This window comes from Anabaena sp. CS-542/02 (assembly GCF_028331085.1).
Lineage (GTDB): Bacteria > Cyanobacteriota > Cyanobacteriia > Cyanobacteriales > Nostocaceae > Anabaenopsis > Anabaenopsis arnoldii.
On the sequence record NZ_JAQMTM010000001.1, the window covers coordinates 1 to 22,590 of the forward strand.

Sequence of the window (22,590 nt, forward strand, 5' to 3'; positions counted from 1 at the left end):
CTGAATCCCATCGTTGTAATGTCTTGACTGACACCCCAATTTTCTTTGCAAACTCATGAGGTTTAAACATAAATACACTTATAGGTTTGTAGATAAGTGTATAGGTTTGTCTATTTAATTGTCAACTAGGCTACTACTCTTTTTCCTCATACCCCAAATCTATTACCGCAGGGTGACTGATTCAGGTAAACTGAGACTTGGTTTATTGCATTGTGACTAAGTATGGAAATTGGACAAAAGGTAAAAGTTTTTCGTTTGCGCGATCGCGTGTCTGCTAGTATTGCCAAAAAACTCGGACAAATCGGCATTATTCAAGGCTACAAAGTCGCTGATGGCTGTGGAATTGGTGTAGTGGTACTGTTTGACGACAATTCATCTACTTGGTTTTTTGAAGATGAAGTCAAACCAGTGTAATAGATAGAACTCAAAGCAGAAGCTAAGAGTATTTGCCTAGTGCTAAGTTGGAGTAGAACAGATTGCTGGGAAAAAGAGAATCAACTAATGTCCCTGATATTGACATTTTTGGGCAAAGGTGGTACGGAACGGACTAAGATTGCGATCGCCACCGCCAAGTTATTGGCAAACCAAGGTAAGCGGGTACTTCTAGCAGGGTTAACAGAACCAGTTTTACCCATCTTACTGGAGCAACCCCTAACCCCTGACCCCCAGGAAATTGCCCCCAATTTACAGGTGGTGCAATTGAAATCCTCTGTATTGCTAGAACGCAGCTGGGAAGAAGTGAAAAAACTGGAGGCGCAATACCTCCGCACACCCATCTTCAAAGATGTTTATGGTCAAGAACTGGTAGTATTACCAGGGATGGACAGCGCCCTAGCCTTGAATGCGATCCGCGAATATGATGCCAGTGGCAAATATGACGCGATTATCTATGATGGCACCGGTGATTCCTTTACCTTGCGAATGTTGGGGATGCCAGAATCTCTGAGTTGGTATGTGCGGCGATTTCAGCAATTATTTGTGAACTCCGATTTAGGGAAAACGATTGCGGAATCGCCCTTAATTCAGCCGCTAATTAGCAGCTTTTTTAATGTCAACTGGACAGCAGATAACTTTGCTCTACCCACCAACCAGGTGAATAATTTCTTAGACAAGGGAAAAGCAGCTCTTGCAGATCCTCATCGCGTGGCGGCCTTCTTAGTGACTACACCAGACCCCCTACAAGTAGCAACTGCTCGTTATTTGTGGGGTAGCGCTCAACAAATCGGTTTAACCGTGGGTGGTGTGATGGTGGTGTCACCCACAGATCAAGTCAACCTCTCGGAAGAATTTAGACCTCTGACGGTGAGCGTTGTTCCCGATTCTCCCACAGGGGAATGGCAACCTTTAATAGATGCTCTACCCAACTTTGTAGAACAAGCATTACAGGCTCCCAAACCCATGGAAATCGACACCCATAACCGTCAAGTCCGCCTATTCTTGCCAGGATTTGACAAAAAGCAAGTCAAACTTACCCAATATGGACCAGAAGTTACAGTGGAAGCAGGAGACCAACGGCGTAATCTCTTCCTACCCCCGTCCCTAACTGGTAGACAGGTAACGGGAGCCAAATTTCAGAATAATTATTTGATAATTTCTTTTTAAGTCCTGGGTACTGGGAATTGGGTAATCAAAACCATCTATTCCCCATTCCCTAGTCCCTATTCCCATTCATAAGTAAGTCTGATGTCAGAACCAACCCCTATTAAACCTAATTCCCAGCCAGCAGAGGCTATAGATTCAGTTAAACCCAACCAGGAAATGACAGCAGTTGCTGACCGCAGCGCCAAAACTCGCCAATTACTGGGGATGAAAGGCGCAGCACCGGGGGAAAAGTCCATCTGGAAAATCCGCTTACAACTGATGAAACCCATCACCTGGATTCCCCTGATTTGGGGGGTGGTCTGTGGTGCGGCTTCTGCGGGTAATTACACCTGGACTTGGGAAAATGTCTTGAAGTCCGCCGCTTGTATGTTGCTTTCGGGTCCCTTACTCGCCGGTTATACCCAAACTCTCAATGAATACTATGATCGGGAAATTGACGCGGTAAATGAACCCTACCGCCCCATTCCCTCTGGTGCAATTCCCTTACCCCAAGTCATTACCCAAATTTGGGTGTTGTTAATCTCAGGTAATGCTCTGGCTTTTGTATTAGATGTGTGGGCTGGTAATGAATTTCCCACAATCACAACTATAGCTATTCTGGGTTCTTTTATTGCTTATATTTATTCAGCACCACCATTAAAGCTCAAACAAAACGGTTGGTTAGGCGGTTATGCTCTTGGTGCTAGCTATATGGCTTTTCCTTGGTGTACGGGTCATGCGTTGTTTGGTGAACTGAATTGGAAAATTGTCGTGATCACTGTGGTTTACAGCTTGGCTGGTTTGGGTATTGCTATTGTTAATGATTTTAAGAGTGTGGAAGGCGATCGCCAGTTCGGATTAAAATCATTACCTGTGATGTTTGGTGTCAGCAGAGCCGCTTGGGTCTGTGCAGCGATGATTGATGTTTTTCAAGCGGTGATTGCAGTTTACCTGATTACTATTCATGAAAACTTGTATGCCGCAATTTTACTGTTGTTAATCATCCCCCAAATCACCTTCCAAGATATGTATTTCCTGCGTGACCCTCTGAAAAATGACGTTAAATACCAAGCCAGCGCCCAACCCTTCCTAGTCTTGGGAATGCTGGTGGCTGGTATAGCTCTGGGCCATGCTGGCATTTAGTTTCTCTAGCCAGGGGAAAAAATGATGGGTTAGGAGTTAATATACTTCTAACTCTTAATTTTGCTCAGGAGTTACCGTGTTAGAGTTAATAAATCTTTGCATTCGGGGGATTCAACCATTATTAATCCCTATTTGCTTTGTTACCGCTTGGACTGTAATTATTCTGTTTGCTTGGAGTCTTTGGTCTGCAGCTCGAGATAGTGTCACCACAGCCAGACAAATGCATCAAATACCCTGCCCTAACTGCCAATTTTTTACCAATAATTACCGCCTAAAATGTACTGTACACCCTTCTACTGCCAGTACAGAAGAGGCTATTGATTGTTCTGACTATCAACCAAAGACCAATCCCATGCTTTACTAAAACAGGCAAGGGAAAACTGCCCATGAGAAAAAGCTAATTTATGCTAGTTCAAAACCTCAAAGACTGTCAAGAATTCATTGCCGGAGATAATACGATTCTGCGGGAACTGCTACACCCTGATAAACAACCCGTGGCATTAAGGTATAGTTTAGCTCATGCAACCTTACCAGTGGGGAAAACTTCTCAACCCCACTCCCTGACAACTTCAGAAGTGTATTATATTCTCAGTGGACAGGGAGAAATGCACATTGATGATGAAACTCAAATAGTCAGTTCAGGGGATGCGGTGTATATCCCTCCCAATACCAGGCAATTTATCCGCAACTGTGGTGTTGAACCGTTGGTATTTATTTGTATTGTTGATCCAGCATGGCGTAAACAAGACGAGACAGTGTATCATAATACCTAAGACATCAGTTACTTAAAGTTTTAACTTTTCCAGAAATGGGGTAAATACCGGTACTAATTCCCTGCGACTGACAACCAGGGTAGGAAAGGAGCGATCGCTATAATCTTCCCCTGATGACAAAGGAAAAGGCTCATCCTGGAGCGGTATCCAGCTAGCACCCGCAGCCTGTACAATCACCCAAGCCCCGGCGATGTCCCAAACCTTGGGTGTAGCCTCAATACCACCTAATGCAGCCCCTGTAGCGACTGTGAGGAAATTGTAACTAGCTACACCCAGCATCCGAATTTTACAGGGAAAATCCCTTTGAATCACGGAAGTGCTACGGGAACAGAGGTTAAAAAAGTGATTTTTAGTAGCATCATCACTACTGCTATGGATAGGGTGATGGTTGAGGAAAGCCCCGGAAGGTGTTGCTAATCCAGAGGAACCAGCCCAGAAACCATGAAAAGCTTGACCTAGTGGGGGGACGTAAACATACCCAAATATGGGTGTACCTCGATACAGGAGACCCATAGAAATTGACCAGATGGGAAGACCCCTAGTAAAGTTAGTAGTGCCATCCAAAGGGTCTATGACCCAACACCATTCTGTATCGGGAAAAACTTTGTCACTCTCTTCGCTTAAAATACCATAACCAGAAAAATGAGAAGCGATCGCATCACAAATTTCCTGATCAGCCCATTTATCGGCTTGGGTAACTAAACTACCGTCAGCTTTTTGGGAAGCCTGCACTTTCCCAAAATCTTGCATAAGTTGCTTTCCCACTCTGGTAGTGGTGGTTTCGGCAAAGTCGAGAATTGCTGTCCAAAAATCATTCATGAATTAATTCTTACCCATATTCAGTCTAAATCAGCTTCCAACACAGAAGCGATCGCCTGTTTGGCATTGGTTTGAAATTCCCTAACATTAACGCGGTTGAGAAACCACACAGCCAGCAGCATTCCCAGTGCTTGGATTCCAAAAACTAAACTATAAGCCATTAATGTTTGTGAGAAAATTCCTTTTCCCAAATCCAACACAGCACCGCCACTCACAGTAGCCACACCGCGGGAAATTGCTTGTGCTAAACCCCAAGCGCCGATAAATGTCCCAGCTGTTTCGGCTGCGGTTAAATCTAACATTAAACTAATCGCCCCGGTTGTCGTCATACCAGAGGTGAGACCATAACAAAATAACGCGCCTTGAAGTAGTTTTTGATTGGCAGTAAATCCCGCTAAAATTATCAATACAAAGGAAAATGCCACCAAAAAACACCCCAACTTAGCAGTTTTTTGTTTACCTAAGCGTGGTACAACTAGGAATCCTGTAGAACCCAGACCGATCAGCGTCCCTACTCCCGAATAAGCATTAAGTCTAGTAGTTTCCCCCACAGACATACCAAAAACTTCACCACCATAAGGTTCAAGCACAGGCTCTTGCATGAATAAACTGATGGTGAGAACCAACAAAAAGCTAAAAAATAAGCCTGTTTGGCGACTAGCAGTCAGTACCTTAAATGCTGTTTGCAGCGTAATTTTGTCTTCTCGTGCGATCGCAGTTGAACGCAAGCCATAACGAGAATATTTTTTTTCCACATTGTATGTGGATAATACAGCTAAACCAAAAACCACAGATGGGAGGATGAAAAATAGGCGGTTAATTGAGTTTTGTAATGCTGCTAACTGTTCAGGTTGACTGTACAGAGATGTTAAAGTTGTGTCTAAGACTTGTGCCTCCTTGCCAGGTGCTGGTAATAACACAGAACTGATAATTGCACCAATGACAATACCCACCATTAACATTGACCAGACAACACCCACTAATTGAGAGCGATTGTCCTCGTCGGAAACATCTACTAACAAAGCCGCAAAAGGAGTAGAACTAGAACTCAAAGCCAATCCATAGAAAGCAAAAATCCCCCCCAGCAAAGCCACCCAACCATAGGTTGGTAATGTCCAACCCTGAGCATAAAAACTGGCTCCTAATTGCCAAGTTACTTGTACTGCTAAAAAAGATGTAGTGACAAATACAGCCGCGCCCAAGCAAATGTAACCGGTGCGATGATATCCTAATAAAGGTTTTGCATCAGACATTTGACCAAACCAGAGTCTGGCGGGTGCAACCAGTTGGTGCATGGCTATAGTTACAGCTACCAAAGTGGCTGGAAGTGCTAATTCCTTAATCATAATTCGATTCAGCACCCCCAGAGTTAGAAGTGACATGATGCCCAATCCCATTTGAAATAAGCCTAACCGAAACATGGTCAGTACATTAACTTTAGGTACAATCTGGGAGTTGGTTTGAGAATCAAATACTTCGCCGCTTGCCATAGCTATTTTTCAAGATGGGTTACACAATTTAGAATCTCATAAACGATTTCATAATACTGCCATTGCATTCACATGATCTCACAGCTAAACATTGGTTTGAGTAGGCAACATAAAAAAGTTGCTGATCAACGCAAGGATTTTCATTTCAAAACCGCCAATAGTCTGTTGAAAAAATATTGTGACGGTAAACTAAAGAAGTAAAGAAATGTAAATCAAATAATATTCTCAAATGGAAAACATCACATTAGGACCAAATGGACCGAGTGTTACACCCCTGTGTATTGGCACTTGGGCTTGGGGTGATAAACTTTTCTGGAATTATGGCGATGGCTACGGTACCCAAGAGTTGGAGGCGGCGTTTACAGCAGCATTGGAGGCTGGTGTGACTTTCTTTGACACTGCTGAAGTTTATGGAATGGGACTGTCAGAAAAATTATTAGGGCAATTTATGCAAACAGCATCAAAACCTGTGCAAATAGCTACGAAATTCGGCCCTTTACCTTGGCGGTTTACAAGTCAGTCTGTTTCAGATGCTTTAACGGAGAGTCTCAAACGGTTACAACTAGAGCGCATTGAACTGTATCAAGTCCATTGGCCCTTTGCTTTCTTTTTAAGTCAAGAAACTTTGATGAGTACCCTAGCGGATGAAGTGAAGCGGGGTAGAATTGCAGCGGTGGGGGTAAGTAATTATTCAGCTACTCAAATGCGAGAAGCCCATCAAATATTAGCGTCCCGGGGAATACCTTTAGTTGTGAACCAAGTCCGCTACTCTTTATTAAGCCGCCAAATTGAAAGTAATGGAATTTCAGCCACAGCCCAAGAATTGGGCGTGACTATTTTGGCGTATAGTCCCCTGGCTCAGGGATTGCTGACAGGTAAATACACACCTGAGTGCGCCGAAACTCCCAGCGGTGCGAGGAAGATGGATCCGCGGTTTAATAAAGAAGGTTTACAGAAAATTGCCCCGGTAATTTCTTTACTCAACAGTCTGGGAGAAAAGTATGGTCGCACTCCTGCCCAAGTAGCCCTCAATTGGTTAATTTCTCAAGGAAATGTAATTCCCATTGCTGGGGTAAAGACTCCCCAACATGTCAAACAAAATGCAGGCGCTTTGGGCTGGAGATTAAACACCGATGAAATTGGACAACTAGAACAAGTCAGTCGTCCTTGGTTGAGTTAAGCAACCTTACTCTCTAAGTGCATTTGAGGATGACACGGAAGCGTCACGGCCGGTCCGCAGCTTGGGCTTGGGAGTGCCTCGTCTACCTTCGTCTCCACCATTGCTGTCCGATTTGTTCCAGGAGGAGCGGTTTCTGTCACCGGAATATTCCCCACCACGACGCTTGGTTAACTTCGGTTTGGAGGAGGGTTCATCATCTTGAGGGTCTACCCCTGATTGCAACCAAGCCGGACGAGTTTGGTCATAAGCAATTTGTAATGCGGCTGCGGCGATCGCATGAGCATCATATTCTTCAAGTAGTTCGCTGACTATGGGCAAGAATGAAGCTAGGCGTTCGCCAGTTAAGGCTTCTTTAACTTGTTCTTGTAATTTCTGGATATGTCGTGCTTCAATCTGCGCCCGTGTAGGAATGGACAACAATTGCCAATTTTGGCGGTTATGGCGCTCAAATACCTGTTGTTTACGCCGCTCAAAGGGCTGTACTAATGAAATTGCCGTACCTTCTTTACCAGCGCGACCAGTACGACCAATGCGGTGAACATAGGTTTCGGCGCTATCTGGTAAGTCGTAGTTAATTACATGGGAGAGCAGATCGACATCTAAACCCCGTGCTGCAATATCAGTAGCTACTACCCATCGCACTTGACGATTACGGAATCGGGTCAATAATCGCTCCCGTGCTTGTTGAGACAAGTCGCCGTGGTATTCGTCCACACTATGACCGGCAGCTTGTAGTAAATTGGTGAGTTCAGCCGCTGTCCTTCTGGTACGCACAAAAATTAAAGCTGTTTCTGGATCTTCCATTTCTAGAATTGGCTGTAATGCTTTAGCTTTTGTCCAGTGGCGGGGGATAAGATAAGCTACTTGATTGATTTTGTTCGGTGTGGCTTTTGGCTGCTCAACGGTCACTGTGGCTGGGTTTCGCAGGAATTTGTTGACAATCATGCGAATTGACGGTGGCATGGTTGCTGAAAATAAAGCTGTTTGCCGCTCTTTAGGGGCTTGAGATAGGATTTTGATCACATCATCAATAAAGCCCATGCTCAACATTTCATCGGCTTCATCCAAGACAAACCACTTGACTTGATCGAGTTTTAGACAGCCCCTATCTAGTAAGTCAATCATCCGCCCTGGTGTACCTACAACCATGTGAACACCACGTTTTAGTTGCATCATTTGGCGTTCAATAGATTGACCTCCATAAATTGCCAGAATCCGCAATCCTTCGTTTCCTGCGAATTGGTTGATGGCATCGTGAACTTGAATTGCTAACTCACGGGTTGGCGCCAATACCATCGCTTGTACGGCTTTGTGATTCACATCTAGCTGCTCTAAAATTGGCAGGGAAAATGCTGCTGTTTTGCCTGTTCCAGTTTGGGATTGACCGACTACATCTCGACCTGCTAGCAGTTGGGGTATGGCTTGGGCTTGAATATTAGTAGGTGTGGTAAAGCCAATGTTTTCTAATTGCTCAACACGTTTTTGTGAAATACCTAATTCTTGGAACGAAAGAGTCATTAATTCTCCTAGATTTTGTTTTTTGGTTTTGGTGTGGTAAATCTGACGGCAGTTGTATAGGTTTGCCAGATTTAAAAAAAGTGTCTGCAACCCTCTTTTAGGTGAGGATGCTACGCAGTCAACTAACGCCGAGCGATACTCTGGGAAATAGCCTCAGCGATACCCTTTGCCCCTCTGACATGACTTCTCTTCTAGTCGATACCCTGCGAGATCGCAGTACTGCACTCAGTGAAAGCTACTTCTACTTGTGCTAACTATTGACAACTTCACCGTAGAGGTCATATGTATCAGCACCGTGAATCGCTACTGGCACGATGGTTCCCAATTTTGCCGCCCCATCGACATATATCTGACCATCGACTTCTGGGGAAAATCTGCCAGAGCGACCTATGAGCTTTCCACTTTCAGGGTGTTCTTGTTCAATCAGGACATCAACGATTTTGCCGATTTCCTGTTGATTTTTTTTGGCCGCAATTGGCTCTTGAAGCGCCATTAATCTGTGCCAGCGCTCATCCATCACCTCTTGGGGTAACTGATTAGCTAGCTTGTAGGCGGGTGTTCCTTCCTCCGGCGAAAAGGTGAATGCACCCACATGATCAAATTCGTGGCGCTTGATGAATTCTAGTAGATGCTCAAAATGTTCCTCTGTCTCTGCGGGAAAACCAACTATAAATGTTGTCCTGAGTACGGCGTTTGGTAGGGCTGCTTTGATGCGTTCAATAATCCCATCATTTACCCGTCCTTGCCAGGGACGATTCATTGAGCGGAGAATATCTGGATGAGAATGTTGTAGGGGCAAGTCTAAATATGGTAATACATTCTTGGTTTCTTGGATTGCCTCTATGACATCTGGGGTCAGCCCGGTGGGATATGCATAGTGCATTCTGATCCACGGTACATCTACTCGACCTAGAGCATGAAGCAATTCGGCTAACTTTGGTTCTCCATAGATATCTAAGCCGTAATTGGTGGTGATTTGGGAAATTAAAATAATTTCCTGCACTCCTTGACTGGCTAACTGCTCCGCTTCAGTAACTATAGATTCAATAGTACGCGATCGCTGCTTCCCTCGTAGATGGGGAATAATACAAAATGCACAACGATAATCACATCCTTCGGCTACTCGCAGGTAGGCAACGCCTTCAGTTGTAGTGCGATAACGCGGTGTGGTCTCGTCTGCAATGTAGGTTGGTTCTGGACTAATCTCTTTGACCTGCTCTCCTTTTTCTACACGCTCAATTACACTCACAATCTTGTGATAATCACCTGTGCCTACTAGTGCCACTGCTTCCGGCAACTCTGTCAATAATTGTTCCTGGAAGTGTTGCGCCATACAGCCAGTAATCACAACTTTCTTGTTGGCTTCTGCCAGTTCTACTAAAGTTCTGACAGATTCTTGTCTTGCTGTTTCTATAAAACTACAAGTATTAACTATAACATAGTCTGCTAACTCTTCATTTGTATCTACACCATAGCCTGCTTCTACAAGCAGTCCTAGCATATGTTCTGTATCAATTCGATTTTTCTCGCAACCCAGGTGCGAAATGGCAATGGTTGGCTTTTCACCCATATTTTGAAAACATTTTCCGTTTTTTCTAGTCGGATAAACAAGCGGCGATGGTTTCGCTTCTTGTGATATACACCTTTACACAGTCAGGGGCTAGAACAATAGTTTTTCACTGCCAGCTACTGCCCGCGGGTGCAGTGCCATAGGAAATTTTCCGGCCATGTTATTATATATTATGTACTACTTAGTCTATTTCCCAGGGTAGGTTAAGTGTTTTTGAGTATGTTTAACACTTAGATTTTTTAACTTGTCTGTTGGTATTTTTAATTACCGCAGCGCGTGTGTTAATTTACCCGTCGGGAAGCCGCCCAAAGGGCTGGTTTTGAAAAGTCGCTACCCTCAGGGAAACCGCGCTCTCTGGGTAGGTGATTAGGACCCAGGAGTACGAGACAACGCCTAATAAAGCAGTAAACTTACCCTGACGGTTAGGCTTTGCCGACGACGGTGCGTGGGCAGGGCGCATAAACCACGGGAAGTTGCCTTGCGTCTTGTGAGTGGCAAACTCCTCTTCTAGCCTATTTTTATCTTAACATATCTTAGAGGAGGTTTTACGATAATTTCCAACCTAGGGAAGAGGTAGTAAGACAACTAACTCAAAACACACTTGACTAGTTAGTTAAAAGTCAAGAGGAGCCAGCCCCATGAGCGGGTTCCCGGACTTCAGGTGACTGGCGTTCAATAGTCAACAGTCAAACAATTTTGGATTTGAGGTTTGCGATTTTAGATTGACTGCACCTAGAAGGGGATACAGGTTAAGGATATGAGATTTCCCTTCTCCTATGCCACCCCACACTACCACCCTATGAGGTTGACTCTGGTCAAGGTAGAGGGTAGTAGAGCTGGACAGAGGGAATCAAAGAATTTTCTTTGAGTTTTTAGATTGAAAATCTCAAAAAACTGAAATAGACAAATCCAAAATTGAGGAATCCAAAATCTAAAATTGGCACAGTCAAATAAATTATAGACTCTAGACTGGTGGACACTAGACCCCGCAAAGCACCCCAAATATTAGGTATAAAACTAAGACGTGGACTTATATCAGTTATTTAAAACTCGAACACCAATTATTGGTGTGGTTCATCTACTTCCACTGCCCACCTCGCCCCGTTGGGGAGGTAATCTCAAAGCGGTAATTCAGCGTGCCGAACAAGAAGCAGCAGCCCTTGCCAGTGGAGGGGTGGACGGCATTATTGTGGAAAACTTTTTTGACGCGCCTTTTACCAAAAACCAAGTTGATCCAGCTGTTGTAAGTGCCATGACTGTGGTGGTACAACGAATCAAAAATTTAGTGACATTGCCCATTGGTTTAAATGTTTTGCGGAATGATGGCAAAAGTGCAATGGCGATCGCCTACGCCACCCAAGCACAATTCATTCGCGTCAATGTATTGACAGGGGTGATGGCAACAGACCAAGGATTAATTGAAGGTGAAGCTCATCAATTACTCCGTTATCGCCGAGAATTAGGCTGTGATGTCAAAATTCTAGCTGATGTGTTGGTGAAGCATGCCCGCCCCTTGGGTTCCCCTAATCTCACAGTTGCCGTGAAAGACACCATTGAAAGAGGTTTAGCAGATGCCATAATTTTGTCTGGCTGGGCTACTGGTAGTCCTCCTAACCAAGAAGACCTGGAACTAGCTATTGGAGAGGCAAATGGCACTCCAGTGTTTATAGGTAGTGGAGCGAACTGGCAAAATATTGCTACACTGATGCAGGCAGCAAATGGCGTGATTGTTTCCAGTTCCCTGAAGCGCCACGGTCGCATCGAGCAACCAATTGACCCGATTCGCGTCAGTCAGTTTGTGGAAGCTGCCCATACTCGTTGGCATCCCAACGGCAAGATTCAGTCTATTTCTGGGGCTGTGAAAATACATTCTTAGGAGACTCCAAGGGAAGGGTCGGGAAGTAATTTTCCCAGACTATGACTAATGACTAATGACTAATGACCAATGACCAATGACCAATGACCAATTAGCAGTTTATGATTCGCCGCCGTTCTACTCCTTGGATTCATAAATGGTCGCGTCCATTGATGGCCGCGATCGCTGGATTTGGTGCCTTGACCACAGGTTACATCACCATAGAAAAGTTAACAGGAGGCAGTGCCGCTTGTGTAGCCCAAGCTGGTGCAAAAGGCTGTAATGATGTCCTTTCGAGTCCTTGGGCAACCATCACCATTCTTAACCTGTCGGCGCCCTTAGCATTATTTGGGCTTTTAGCGTATGTGAGTATGGTGATTTTGGCTGTTGCTCCCTTAGCTTGGAAACCAAGTGATAAAAATACTGTAAAACAACTGGAAAACTCAACTGGGTGGCTACTGTTGGTAGTATCCGTGGCTATGTCTGTCTTCAGTGGCTATTTAATGTACCTACTGGCATTCCAAATCCAAGCTGTTTGTTATTACTGTATTGCCTCGGCTGTGTTCTCTGTGAGTCTTTTAGTTTTGACCATTATCGGTCGTCCTTGGGAGGACGGGGGGCAAATTTTCTTTACCGCTATTATTGTGGCCATGATCACACTGATTGGTACTTTGGGTGTGTATGCTGGGGTGAATTCTTCAGGTACAACTTCTGGGGAACCTCAAAGAATTAGGTTTACACCCCAAGTAAATCCTGACCCAGCTTTTGGTTGGGAAATCACCACCACATCTGGTGAGGCAGAAATTGAACTAGCAAGACACCTGACAACCATAGATGCTAAGGAATATGTTGCCTATTGGTGTCCTCATTGCCATGAACAAAAGCAACTTTTCGGTAAAGAAGCTTACAAGATTCTTGAACAGAACAATACTATGGTGGAGTGTGCTCCTGACAGCCCTAAAGGTCAACCAGAAGTGTGTCAAGCTGCCAACATTAAAGGCTTCCCCAGTTGGATCATTAATGGTGAAGTCTATAGCGGGGTTCAAAACCTTGACGAACTGGCTAGAATTTCCGGCTACACTGGGCCTAAGAACTTTCAGTATTTTCGATGATTGATCAAGGTTGGCTGTTAGTACTGACTGTCAAATCAACACCCATAAACAATCAACAGTCAACATTATTGTTGACTTTTTTTTTGCCATGGAAAATGACTAATCTTTCCAAATCATAGATTTATGGCATTGGGATTTTTGTACTAGAGTATGGACTTGCCAATCAGGGTCTGGTTGAGGATAGTCTAGGCGGTAATGACCACCCCGGCTTTCAGTTCTAAATGCGGCACTTTTGAGAATCAGATGCGCTATATCTAATAAATTCCGGGTTTCTGCCCAAAGTCGCAATTGCTGTTCCACATCTGTGATCTGGAAACTCACCGATTGATTAGGACTCAAAGAAACTAAGAATTGACTCAAAGGTAAAGCGGCAAAATCTTTTTGCCAAGATTCTACAATGGCAATGGCTGATTCTAAACCTGACTGCTCCCGACAAATTCCCGCACTTTGCCACAGCAAAGTTGGTAAATTTTTTCTCAGTATTTCTAGCTGTGTTTTTTGGCTTTGCCATTCACTGATATCGAGGCTGAATTCTCCTAATGACACTATTGGCACTTCTGAGGATGGTGTCATATCTTGGAGATCAATATTTGCCATCTGGGCTCCGAAAACAATACATTCCAGCAAAGAGTTACTTGCCAAACGATTGGCACCATGCACCCCTGTACTGGCATTTTCTCCCACTGCGTACAAACCGGGAATGTTGGTGCGATTCATTAAGTCAGCAACAATACCACCCATCCAATAATGGGCAGCTGGGGCTACAGGAATGGGTTCGTGGAAGACATCAATTCCCCAATATTGACAAACTTTAATGATATTAGGAAAGCGATGACGAATTTTCTCAGGAGATATGGGGCGCATATCTAACCACACGTGGGCGGTAGCAAGATCAACGGCGGTGTGTTTAAGATGGCTGAAAATAGCTCTACTAACTACATCTCTGGGTGCTAGTTCACCCGCGGGATGATAATCAAAAGCAAAACGCCGCCCAGTGTCATCAATCAAGTGTGCGCCTTCGCCACGTACAGCTTCACTAATCAGAAAGTGGTCGGCACCCGGTAAGGTGAGGGAAGTGGGGTGAAACTGCACAAATTCTAAATCTCGCAGAATAGCCCCGGCTCGATAGGCCATAGCTACCCCATCCCCTGTACTGACGGCTGGGTTAGTTGTTTGGGCAAAGACTTGGCCACCGCCACCGGTTGCCAAAACCACGGCAGAGCTTCTGATGGGTGTGATTTTACCTTGATAGAATAGGCTGATTCCCTGACATCTGCCGGTTTGGGGTTCTATCCACAAATTCAAAGCCAAAGCTTGCTGGATCACTTGAATGTTTTGGCGACGCAATACTTGTGCTGTCAGGGTGGTGGTGACTTCCCTACCTGTACTATCGGCGGTATGGAGAACGCGGGGGTGAGAATGGGCGGCTTCTAAAGTTAAAGCCAAAGCTTGACCGTTACGGTCAAAGGCTACTCCCAAGTTCACCAGGGATTGAATACACTCACTTGCTCTTTGGGCTAGGAATTCTACGGCTGTGCGATCGCACAAGCCTGCACCTGCGTGTAATGTATCCTCAATGTGTAATGAAGGCGAATCTTCTGGGGCGATGGCCGCCGCAATACCTCCTTGGGCCCAATCACTGGCAGATAAACAGACAGTTTCTTTGGTAATTAAGCCAACTCGCAATTTCTCTGGTAGACACAGTGCTGTATATAGTCCGGCAGCACCAGCACCGACTACTAAAACATCAAATTGGCTAGGAATATCTATTTGCAGCAAAGTCTAATTTGGGTAGCAGGGGCTTTTAGTTAGGGAGTAGTGGGATGGGTCTCTCCCATTGTGAGAAAAAGCGGCCACTCCCTAAAATTAGGAAGTTGGCTGCTATTCCGTATATTGAGTTACCTTAACTGTTGAGACAGTTATCTGTAGATACCATTGTTAAAGCGATCGTCTCCAGCGTTGAAGATGGTTTCTAATTCGGTGACTGTAAAGTTATCTAAGTTAGCTTGTAAAAGTTCTTTTTGGCGATCGCTTAATCCCGGAATATTCAAGACATCCTCCACCTGATCGTAAGGAGCATTGAGTACGATTTTTTTGGCTAGGGTGGGGTACAGACCTGGATACTGTTGAAAAGCTCGCACGTTGGTATTATTCAAATCAACTTTTTGACCAAATTCTGTGCCTAACTTAGCATCCGCTCTATTCTGCCGTGTCACCGCCAAAACTGCCACTGGACTAAAAGTCACACTGTTTATATTAGCAGCCGCAGCTATCTGAGTTGTTCCCAGCCATCCCCAGGATCCGACTACCAAGCTAAATACTGTTAATAAACGCACCAATGTTTTCACAATTTTTCTCCCTCTTTCCATCAAAATAAGACAATCATGATTTGCTAAATGCTATCAACTATAAGCTGAATTCAGGCCAAAGAAGTTAAGCATACCGTTGAATACTGGTCAGCGTCTCATCTTCGGTTCTTGACCATAGATAGGTTGAGTATATCTATATAATCGTCATGATCTTCGTTTACCTGAGATTGGAGCTTCATAACCTAGTCAGCACATAGCAGTCATCAAAAACTAATATACAGTGTATTAATACCCGCAATATTTGCTGCTACTGGGTTGGGTCTGATGTTTACAAAAAGTTATCTAGATGACTGGGATTTTGGCAAAACCTACAGATAGGTTTTTTCTATACTAGCAACATATTGAGAGAATTTTTAAGCGGCAGATGCAGCTATTAAGAACAGGCTATCTACCAAAATTGTACTTAAAACTGCGCCACTAAATGCGTACCAATGTTTTGATTTTGTACGTAAGGGTAAAACCCCTGCGGTTAATAGCATTAGTAGCCCCATTCCTGCCCAGCCTTGTCCCCAGGGCGTTTGTACTTGGATTAAGGCATTTTGTAATATTGGTGACACATTATTCGGGTCTACCTGCATAATTTGCCGCCAATAGGGCATCAAGTCTACTATATAAAAATATACATCAGTTAAAACTGTACCGAGTAAAGAACCTAAATAAAACCAGTTACCAATTGGTCCCCAATTCTTGAGGAGACACCAAGCGGCAAATGGCAAACCGATTGATTCTACTGGTAAATGCCATAAAGGTTCCCAACGTAACCAACCCCAGTAAATGGCTCCTGCTAACCAACTCCAGCTAAAGCCAAAAAGCAAATCTCCCCATATATAAGTTTGAGGACGCGACATTAAAATAAAACTCAGCCATACCCAAAATCCTGTCAGGGCTACACTTAGCACTGGTAGCGATCGCACTAATGGCGCTTCTATAAATACTGGTACTGATACCAAAAACACAGCCGCAGCCAAGATTAACCAAGTCTGTCCCTTGGTCGTAGATATGGGTAGGGAAGCAGATAAGCCAAGTGTAGATTCTAACTTATTGATACTATTTTGCCCCGGTTCACTGGGGGGTAAATCAGTATTTATAGGAGTTTGGGGAGTAGTGAGAGCCTGCGTGGTGCAGCCATAGGAAGACAAAGTATTGTTAATCAAAGTTTTTAATATTTGTTACTAAACTTTATGTTAATTAAGATATCACAGTTAAAAATGCCATGGGGGGGGATTTTTAGTTTAGCTAAGTTTTGCATAAATTGACTAGCAGCAGGGTAAACTGTGCTGATGAATTTTTCCTGGCAAGTGGCCTAAACAGATGTTTTTATAATTGGTTCTAGCGCTTGGCTATCACAAATAAATTAAATGGTTTTATCAAAACGGCAATGGTTCGTATTCCTAAGTGCAGCATCTGCTATTTACTCGGTTGCAGCATTTCCGGCAAAGGTTTTAAGTACCGAAACTCTCCTGGGGTCAGAGGAGGTACAGCAACTGAATATCCTGCAAGCTATTTTTTTAGGCTTTGTCCAGGGAATGACTGAATTTCTTCCCATCAGCAGTTCAGCACATTTAAAGGTTGTACCTGTAGTGCTGGGTTGGGGGGATCCGGGGGTAGCTTTTACGGCGATTATTCAGCTGGGTAGTATTGTGGCTGTGCTGTGGTATTTCTGGGGTGATATGACGCAAATTATCAAGGGAGCAGCAAAAGCGATCGCCGTCAAAAACTACCAAAGCCATGACTTCAAGCTATTTGTGGGAATTAGTTTGGGAACAGTCCCGATTATCTTCTTTGGACTGTTAATTAAAGGATTAATACCAGACTACGATAATTCACCCCTGAGAAGTCTAACAGCCATTGCCATAGCCTCTATATTCATGTCACTGTTATTGGGAATAGCAGAAAAACTGGGTAAACGCCAACGTGACTTTGAGCATCTGACGATGAAAGATGGGTTATGGATGGGTTTAGTTCAATGCTTGGCTTTAATCCCTGGGGTATCTCGTTCAGGTTCCACCATGACTGGTGGACTATTTATGAACTTAGAGCGGGATACAGCTGCAAGATTTTCGTTTTTGCTGGGAATTCCCGCCATTACCCTAGCAGGATTAGTGGAGTTGAAAGATTTTTTAGAAGTGGGTGTAGGTAATGTGGGTATGGTTCCTATGGTTGTCGGAGTCATTTCATCTGGGATATTTTCATATATAGCGATCGCTGGGTTGATACAATTCCTAAAAACCCAAAGCACCTGGGTATTTATTTGGTATCGCCTGGCCTTTGGTGTAGCAATCTTGGGTGCGATTAGCGCCGGATTGTTGAACAATAGTTGATATTCATTGGTTCCGGGTTTCTCATCATGTCTACCATCCGTCCCGCTCAAATCACCAGAGTATTACCCGATTCTATAGGCGCAGAAATTGGCTTTGAAGCGGGGGATGCTATAGTTGCCATCAATGGCATAAAGCCCCGTGATTTAATTGATTATCAGTTTCTTTGCGCTGACGAAGTGCTAGAACTAGAAGTTTTAGACCCATCTGGAAAAACTCATCACATTGAAATAGAAAAAGATTACGATGAAGACTTGGGACTAGAGTTTGAAACTGCTCTATTTGACGGTTTAATTCAATGTAATAACCGTTGTCCCTTTTGCTTTATTGACCAGCAACCACCCGGTAAGCGTTCCAGCTTGTACTTAAAGGACGATGATTACCGTCTGAGCTTTTTATATGGTTCCTATTTAACCCTGACCAATTTACCCGAAAGAGAATGGCTGCGGATTGAACAAATGCGCCTGTCTCCCTTGTTCGTTTCTGTTCATGCTACGGAACCGGAAATCAGAATTAGACTGCTAAAAAATCAACGTGCAGGCAAAATTTTACAACAAATTAAATGGTTCCAAGACCGCAGACTACAAATTCATGCTCAAGTAGTTGTTTGTCCTGGGATCAATGATGGTCAACACCTAGAACAAACACTGAAAGACTTAGCAGTATTTCATACTGGAGGATTACCCGCTGTGGCATCAGTAGCAGTAGTTCCCCTGGGTTTGACGCGGTTTCGCCCAGCAGCAGATGAACTGATACCGGTAACAAGGGAAAAGGCTCAAGAAGTGATTTCCCAAGTCAAAACCATGTCCCAGAAATTTCGCCAACAATTAGGATCGGGTTTTGCTTGGTTAGCAGATGAGTGGTTTTTGATTGCGGGTGAGGAATTACCCAGCGCTGCGGAATATGAAGAGTATCCGCAAATTGATAACGGTGTGGGTTCGATTCGTTTATTTATTCAGCAATTTGCATCTACCGCAGCGCAGTTGTTACCGTCAAAGCTAGATGAACCGAAAAAATTGACTTGGGTGGTGGGTAATGCTGTGGAACAAGCATTCCAACCGATTTTACAACGCCTCAATACTGTTGAGGGTTTAGAAGTGAAGATGGAGGCTTTAGCGAGTGATTACTGGGGACAAAATATTACTGTCACTGGGTTAATTACGGGTCATGACCTAGTTTTAAATCTTCTGGGAAAGGATTTAGGAGATGGAATTTTATTACCAAAGGTGATGTTAAAACATGGGGAATTAATATTTTTAGATGATATGAGTGTTGTTGAGGTGGCTGAAAAATTAAATACAAAAATTTTGCCAGTTGCTGGGGTTGAGGAATTAATCAATACTTGTATTAATTAATTGATACAGTACTGGTAGTTTGGCGATCGCCCTTATTTCATCTATAGTTGCTACTATCAAAATATAGTGGGAGTGTGAGAACCCCTACGCTAAAGCGTAGGGATGAAACGTGACTCAACAAGATTTATCCTGTCGTATCCTTACTAGAAAAACTTTAACAGGTATTTACAAAGCATTTCTGATTAGTTAGGATAAAAAAAAGCATCCACAAGTATGGTGAAAAACCCAAAAGATGCTTTCCTTAAGTAGCCACACAGCTAGGTTTATTCTGAGTCGAGGTGTGGACTACGCCCAGCTACGCTAACCCGCAAAGGCGCAAAGCCGCAAATCTTCTACTCTTGCATTAAAAATAGTTTATTCATATCTAAACGCACATACCAAGGAAAGGGTTTGTCTTTGATATTCAGCCATTTTTCTTTAAATACTTCTGCTTGTAGGTGGTAATCATGATGTCTAATAATGCTTCTGCAAGCTTCAATCACTTGACGACCTACCCCGCTTTAGGCAAAATGCTACTGTTTCTGAAATATCAAGAGACTTAGATGTATTTCCTGCTCGAATATAAAGTTCATATTTATTATTACCTTTGAGTAAAGCGATTGTGTCTGATTTCTTAATATCAATGGCACAGACTATTTTACTTTCAATCGTCTCAAACCTAATTTTTACCAGCGACATAAAGTCTGCAGCGATGCGATCGCAAATCAGATTCACAATTGTCTGCTCAAATTGATCGAGAGAAGGTTTAGAAAGTAAAGCCAAATCTTTCTCTAAACCAAAAATATTACTATTATCTTCTACCCCAATAATTAGCGTTCCCCCTTCAACATTAAGAAAGGCCGCGATAGTTTTGAGGACGTTAAATTTCAATGTATCATTCTTACAATTTTGTTTAACATCCCATTGCAAGGTGCTACAGACTAATATCAAGTCTGTCTTGGCTATAGTCATCCTATTTGACTTGAGAAATTATCAGTGAGGAAAGGGAACAGGGAACAGGGAACAGGGAACAGAAATTGTTCATGAATCATTTAGTATTGCTATATTTTATCCTTATGTGTAGGGAATATAAATTTTAAATTTAGCTCCTTTCCGTCCTGTTTCTTGGATGTAGCCATTCATCTGTGTTAATGTTTTGCGGATGATGAATAATCCTAAACCACTACCATGACTTTCACTAGCTGTCGTTTTGAGAGGTTGAAATATCCAATCTTTTTTATCTGGTGGTATTCCTTTACCATCATCCTTAAACTCAATTAATAGATATTTTTGCTCACCGGGAACATTAACGCCACGAATTCCTGAAGGATTAATAACATCCTGTGCTGTCATACAGATTTGTAAATCTAGTTTTTTAGCATTATGTTTCAGAGAATTTTCTACTAGCTCATTTAAAATACTCTTAATTTTCTCTTCATCACCATTAAAGTTTGAGTCGCCATTTTGAATGTCCAAAAAAATGGAAGCGTGACCAATTTGGGGATTAGCTTCCCATGTTTCAAACAGTTTTTTGACTTTAAAGTGATGGTTTTTAATTTTGATACCTTCGTTAATGGCTTTAAGGTCGCTAAGAGCAACTTGAGTTAATTCTAGCTGTATTAATAGTTTCCCAAATTGTGTATAGTGAGGAGCGTCAACAGCAATTTTTCTCATTGCACGTCTAGTCTTAGACTCAATAATCGCTAACTGATTATTAACAAAATCAGAAATATCGTGAGCCGTTTTAGAAATTATTTCTAAAATTTTCTCGTATCCATCATCAGAAATAGTTTCAATTTGGGATTTTTCTAATGCTCGGCGGCGGTTAACTTCTTCAAGTACATCTTCAATATCAGTAATGATACCTGTTAGTAAAGGATCTTCTGCTTGAGAGCAGCGCAAGATACGGTAAGCAATACCTTTGAGAATGCTAATTTCATTGGCAATTTTATGATAAATTGCTCTGTTCAGAATTTCGGTGTCATTCAAACCACTTTGGTAATCGGATTTAACCATTTCAAAGTAATCTTCTTCACTTAAGTTTAGTGTCAACATCTCTAGTGCTTGAGAATAGCGTGGTGATTCTTCTCCAATCTGTTGCAACATTTTAACAGCAGTTTCGTTGTGAGGGTTATGGGCGAAGATACTTCTAGCACTGGATAGTAATGACTTCTCTTTATCATCTGAGTTAGCAATTGCTAAATTAAAATATTTATCTCCCTGTTCGTACAACTTAAGGCAATAGTAAAGTCTTCCTAAACTGATATGAATAACATTTACATGATATTGCGGCAGACTATCAAAATCTATCGATTCAAGTTGAGATATTGCATCTGTATATCTACTTAGTTCTTCTAAGCATATAGCGTAAATAAAAGATATATAGTTATTAGGATTTATTTGTAATAAGCGTTCAAAAATTTCGGAAGATTTTTCATAATTACCTGCATCTGCCAATGCTTTACCATAACTAGTTAAAGCAGTTATATTATTAGGTTGAATTTGTAATGCGCGTTCAAAAATTTCACAGGCTTTTTCATAATTACCTGCATCTGCTAATGCTTTACCATAGCTAGTCAAAGTTATTATATCATTAGGTTTAATTTGTAATGCGCGTTCAAAAATTTCACAGGCTTTTTCATAATTACCTGCATCTGCCAATGCTTTACCATAGCTGTTTAAAGTTATTATATTATTAGGTTTAATTTGTAATGCGCGTTCAAAAATTTCACAGGCTTTTTCATAATTACCTGCTTCTGCTAATGCTTTACCATAGCTAGTCAAAGTTATTATATGATTAGGTTTAATTTGTAATGCGCGTTCAAAAATTTCCGAAGATTTTTCATAATTACCTGCATCTGCCAATGCTTTACCATAGCTGTTTAAAGTTATTATGTTATTAGGTTTAATTTGTAAAGATTTTTCAAAAAAGATAAAAGCTTTGTGCAAAAGTTTTAATTTCAATAAAGCCTTAATATATGTACTTAAAACTTTTACATTATTTGGTTCCTCTTGTAAAGCTTTATCTAAAAAAAATAATGCTTTATCATAATCAGCAATACGCAATAAAGCACTGCTATAATTTCTCAAAATACTTACATTATTTGGAGCCAATTGCAGAGTTTTTTTATAAATAATTAATGCTTCTTCTAATTGATTAATTTCTACTAGAGATTCGGCATACATTTTTAAAGCCTCAATATTATCTGGTTCAATTTCTAACGCTTTTTGAATAATAGTGACAGATTGTTCACTTTCCCCCTTTTTAAGTAAATCTTCAGCCTTGCTAATTAGAGATTCCATATTATTAGCACTCATGACTTTGTCTTTTGAGAAAGATACTTATTTAGAATTATATTCTTATTTTCCATTACCTGCTTGCTGAGAGGATGTTTGATAAGTTTTTTATTGTCATCAATGATACTGATTGATCCCCCCAACCCCCCTTAAAAAGGGGGGCTAAATTCTTTAAAGTCCTCGTTGAAAAGGGTGATTTAGGGGGATATGAAAATATTTGATACATCATGA

19 protein-coding genes and 2 pseudogenes are annotated in these 22,590 nt (G+C 42.4%); 11 read left to right on the forward strand and 10 right to left on the reverse strand.

The genetic code is table 11. The features are described 5' to 3' along the window. The first annotated feature begins 222 nt into the window (after window positions 1-222). The 5 genes from petP to PN447_RS00025 all read left to right on the forward strand — a co-directional run bounded on the left by petP (window position 223) and on the right by PN447_RS00025 (window position 3,497). Window positions 223-414, forward strand: coding sequence for a cytochrome b6f subunit PetP (gene petP, locus PN447_RS00005; protein ID WP_271731811.1), 192 nt, complete (start codon window positions 223-225; stop codon window positions 412-414). 87 nt (window positions 415-501) lie between these two features. Continuing rightward, window positions 502-1,602 carry a Get3/ArsA fold putative tail anchor-mediating ATPase NosAFP gene (locus tag PN447_RS00010; protein WP_271759940.1) on the forward strand — a complete coding sequence of 367 codons (1,101 nt, stop codon included), beginning with the start codon at window positions 502-504 and terminating at the stop codon, window positions 1,600-1,602. 81 nt (window positions 1,603-1,683) lie between these two features. After that, window positions 1,684-2,724, forward strand: coding sequence for a chlorophyll synthase ChlG (chlG, locus tag PN447_RS00015; RefSeq protein WP_271759941.1), 1,041 nt, complete (start codon window positions 1,684-1,686; stop codon window positions 2,722-2,724). 76 nt (window positions 2,725-2,800) lie between these two features. Continuing rightward, entirely contained in the window at window positions 2,801-3,088 is a 288-nt protein-coding gene (locus tag PN447_RS00020; protein ID WP_271759942.1) for a hypothetical protein, read from the forward strand. Between the two features lie 40 nt (window positions 3,089-3,128). Then, entirely contained in the window at window positions 3,129-3,497 is a 369-nt protein-coding gene (locus PN447_RS00025; protein ID WP_271759943.1) for a cupin domain-containing protein, read from the forward strand. Between the two features lie 12 nt (window positions 3,498-3,509). On the opposite strand, the gene PN447_RS00030 is transcribed toward PN447_RS00025, so the two are convergent. Together PN447_RS00030 and PN447_RS00035 are read right to left on the reverse strand one after the other, a co-directional pair. After that, window positions 3,510-4,316 (reverse strand): inositol monophosphatase family protein, encoded by an 807-nt coding sequence (locus tag PN447_RS00030; RefSeq protein WP_271759944.1) that lies wholly within the window; start codon window positions 4,314-4,316, stop codon window positions 3,510-3,512. A gap of 20 nt (window positions 4,317-4,336) precedes the next feature. Then, on the reverse strand, window positions 4,337-5,806 hold the full coding sequence (locus PN447_RS00035) for a BCD family MFS transporter (RefSeq protein ID WP_271759945.1): 1,470 nt from the start codon (window positions 5,804-5,806) through the stop codon (window positions 4,337-4,339). 96 nt (window positions 5,807-5,902) lie between these two features. Here PN447_RS00035 and PN447_RS00040 point away from each other — a divergent pair. Together PN447_RS00040 and PN447_RS00045 are read left to right on the forward strand one after the other, a co-directional pair. Next, window positions 5,903-5,983 (forward strand): annotated as a pseudogene (locus PN447_RS00040) (RNA-guided endonuclease TnpB family protein); the annotation flags it as partial. A 52-nt stretch (window positions 5,984-6,035) separates the two neighbouring features. Next, window positions 6,036-6,986 carry an aldo/keto reductase gene (locus PN447_RS00045; RefSeq protein ID WP_271759946.1) on the forward strand — a complete coding sequence of 317 codons (951 nt, stop codon included), beginning with the start codon at window positions 6,036-6,038 and terminating at the stop codon, window positions 6,984-6,986. Between the two features lie 6 nt (window positions 6,987-6,992). On the opposite strand, the gene PN447_RS00050 is transcribed toward PN447_RS00045, so the two are convergent. Both PN447_RS00050 and rimO read right to left on the reverse strand, forming a co-directional pair. Beyond that, entirely contained in the window at window positions 6,993-8,504 is a 1,512-nt protein-coding gene (locus tag PN447_RS00050; protein WP_271759947.1) for a DEAD/DEAH box helicase, read from the reverse strand. 250 nt (window positions 8,505-8,754) lie between these two features. Further along, the gene (gene rimO / locus PN447_RS00055; RefSeq protein WP_271759948.1) at window positions 8,755-10,074 is read right to left on the reverse strand and encodes a 30S ribosomal protein S12 methylthiotransferase RimO; all 1,320 of its coding nucleotides are present in this window, start codon (window positions 10,072-10,074) and stop codon (window positions 8,755-8,757) included. 1,024 nt (window positions 10,075-11,098) lie between these two features. Here rimO and btpA point away from each other — a divergent pair. Both btpA and PN447_RS00065 read left to right on the forward strand, forming a co-directional pair. Beyond that, window positions 11,099-11,950: a photosystem I biogenesis protein BtpA gene (gene btpA, locus PN447_RS00060; protein WP_271731823.1), complete on the forward strand. Its 852-nt coding sequence runs from the start codon at window positions 11,099-11,101 to the stop codon at window positions 11,948-11,950. A gap of 101 nt (window positions 11,951-12,051) precedes the next feature. Further along, on the forward strand, window positions 12,052-13,041 hold the full coding sequence (locus PN447_RS00065) for a vitamin K epoxide reductase family protein (protein WP_271759949.1): 990 nt from the start codon (window positions 12,052-12,054) through the stop codon (window positions 13,039-13,041). A 99-nt stretch (window positions 13,042-13,140) separates the two neighbouring features. On the opposite strand, the gene nadB is transcribed toward PN447_RS00065, so the two are convergent. The 3 genes from nadB to PN447_RS00080 all read right to left on the reverse strand — a co-directional run bounded on the left by nadB (window position 13,141) and on the right by PN447_RS00080 (window position 16,564). Further along, window positions 13,141-14,820 carry an L-aspartate oxidase gene (gene nadB / locus PN447_RS00070; protein ID WP_271759950.1) on the reverse strand — a complete coding sequence of 560 codons (1,680 nt, stop codon included), beginning with the start codon at window positions 14,818-14,820 and terminating at the stop codon, window positions 13,141-13,143. 140 nt (window positions 14,821-14,960) lie between these two features. Then, window positions 14,961-15,389 carry a photosystem II complex extrinsic protein PsbU gene (gene psbU, locus PN447_RS00075; RefSeq protein ID WP_271731828.1) on the reverse strand — a complete coding sequence of 143 codons (429 nt, stop codon included), beginning with the start codon at window positions 15,387-15,389 and terminating at the stop codon, window positions 14,961-14,963. Window positions 15,390-15,763: 374 nt separating this feature from the next. Further along, window positions 15,764-16,564 (reverse strand): DUF3120 domain-containing protein, encoded by an 801-nt coding sequence (locus tag PN447_RS00080; protein ID WP_271759951.1) that lies wholly within the window; start codon window positions 16,562-16,564, stop codon window positions 15,764-15,766. Between the two features lie 204 nt (window positions 16,565-16,768). On the opposite strand from PN447_RS00080, the gene PN447_RS00085 reads away from it, so the two are divergent. Both PN447_RS00085 and PN447_RS00090 read left to right on the forward strand, forming a co-directional pair. Then, window positions 16,769-17,731 (forward strand): undecaprenyl-diphosphate phosphatase, encoded by a 963-nt coding sequence (locus tag PN447_RS00085; protein WP_271759952.1) that lies wholly within the window; start codon window positions 16,769-16,771, stop codon window positions 17,729-17,731. A gap of 26 nt (window positions 17,732-17,757) precedes the next feature. Further along, a complete protein-coding gene (locus tag PN447_RS00090) occupies window positions 17,758-19,083 on the forward strand; it encodes a TIGR03279 family radical SAM protein (protein WP_271759953.1) in 1,326 nt (441 codons plus the stop codon). A gap of 332 nt (window positions 19,084-19,415) precedes the next feature. Here PN447_RS00090 and PN447_RS00095 read toward each other — a convergent pair. The 3 genes and pseudogenes from PN447_RS00095 to PN447_RS00105 form a co-directional block, all read right to left on the reverse strand. Next, window positions 19,416-19,532 (reverse strand): annotated as a pseudogene (locus PN447_RS00095) (ABC transporter); the annotation flags it as partial. A 25-nt stretch (window positions 19,533-19,557) separates the two neighbouring features. Continuing rightward, window positions 19,558-20,034, reverse strand: coding sequence for an AlbA family DNA-binding domain-containing protein (locus PN447_RS00100; protein WP_271759954.1), 477 nt, complete (start codon window positions 20,032-20,034; stop codon window positions 19,558-19,560). Between the two features lie 102 nt (window positions 20,035-20,136). Next, a complete protein-coding gene (locus PN447_RS00105; RefSeq protein ID WP_271759955.1) occupies window positions 20,137-22,380 on the reverse strand; it encodes an ATP-binding protein in 2,244 nt (747 codons plus the stop codon). Between the last annotated feature and the right edge of the window lie 210 nt (window positions 22,381-22,590).